This window comes from Segatella baroniae DSM 16972 = JCM 13447, from assembly GCF_000426585.1.
GTDB classification, from domain to species: Bacteria; Bacteroidota; Bacteroidia; order Bacteroidales; family Bacteroidaceae; genus Prevotella; species Prevotella baroniae.
Window position 1 is genome coordinate 1 of the sequence record NZ_AUFQ01000044.1, and the last position, 1554, is coordinate 1554.

Consider the following 1554-nt stretch of genomic DNA (forward strand, 5'->3'; position numbering starts at 1 on the left):
TCGACGACGAGGACGACGACGAATAGGACGAATAGGACGACCCCGATCCATTCCTCTCCCCCTTGTGGAATGATCGGACCGTAGTCGTCCGCCGGACGCAGGGGGCGTGATTCGTCACGTTCCCTGCGGCTTGCGCCGGATGGCGGCCTCGCGAACCCGTGAACGGCGGAAAACTTGAAATCCAGAAATCAAGCAAGTCATCAAGAACAATAAATAAAAATGAAAACAAAGACAACAAACATCATCCAGAGGCTCTGCCTCTTCCTCTTCGCCCTGGTGCTGACGGCGTCGGCGTGGGCGACAGATTACCATTGTGTGGGCTATTCGGTTTTCCGCTCGCGCAATACCGTGGAGTCGATGGGTAAGAACAAGCGCATAGACATACCACTCACAGAAGGGAAGGTGGAAATCATATTCACCAATTGCAAGACCACCAGCGGAACGGGCAACAGCGCCATCTACGAGCTGGCAAAGGGTTCCCGCATCATTATAAGAGCCGACGACGGCTATGCCATCCGCTGGATCATCCTGCGCGATACGGAGGGTGGAGAGAGGTATAGCACCCCCAATGGAATCAAGCGCATCAGCAGTGCATCGGGCTATGACTATTACTTCGAGAAGGAAGCCATCTCGAACTCGGGGATAAGCGGAGCCAATCAGAACGATCTCAACGACGACGACAACAACATCGTTGTCTACAATTATGATGCCCCGGCAAAAAAAGTCAGCATCTGGAGCCATTACTATGACAAGTGGGAAAAGTTCAAGGTGCGCGACATCATTGTGGGGTATGTCAGGGTACCCAACGTGAGGTTCGGTAAGGAAAGGTACGATGTGTACTACAAAAGATTGCCAAATTTTAAGCCCGACTGCAACTTCGATGGTCACGACGGCGAAGTCTGGTACAAGGTGGATAATAATGACATTGCGACTGCCGACAATGGCGGGGAACTAACGTTCAAGCGCCCCGGAACGGTAGTCCTCACCGCCACTTGCGACGCCAGTAAGAATTGTGCCAAAGCGCAGTGCAGCACGACGGTCAATATGATGCGCGACCGAGTAACCTTCACCGCTGAAGGTCTGCCCGATGTGCTTTTCAGTAACACCCCTCACAACTTACGCGACTATCTCTATAAGAGCAAAACACAAAGCGGCGAAGATTTCTATCGGTACAATCCAGGATTCAGCGTCACCAGCAGCAACTCCTCCGTCCTCCGCTGCGATGACCACAAGCTCCTGTTCGGCGGCACGTCAGGCGAGGCCACCATCACCCTCAAGCAGGAGCAGAACAATTACTACGAGGCGGCCTCCATCTCTCACACCCTCACCGTGGCGCGCTGTGACCAAAACGGCACGATACTCATCAAGGACGCCAACGAGTGGAAGGTGTTCTGCAAACTCGTCAACGAAAAGGGTATGACTAAACTCAACGCCCGTCTCGAAGCCGAGGTCGACCTCCGTAATAACTCTATGATGGTGGGTACTAACAATCATAAGTATGCCGGTACCTTCGACGGCGCCGGCTATACGCTCACCGTCCATGTCGTGGGTTCC

1 pseudogene is annotated in these 1554 nt (G+C 53.4%); it reads left to right on the forward strand.

The annotated features are described in order from the left end of the window. Nucleotides 1-219 precede the first annotated feature (219 nt). Nucleotides 220-1554, forward strand: a pseudogene (locus K334_RS0112760) (hypothetical protein); the annotation flags it as partial.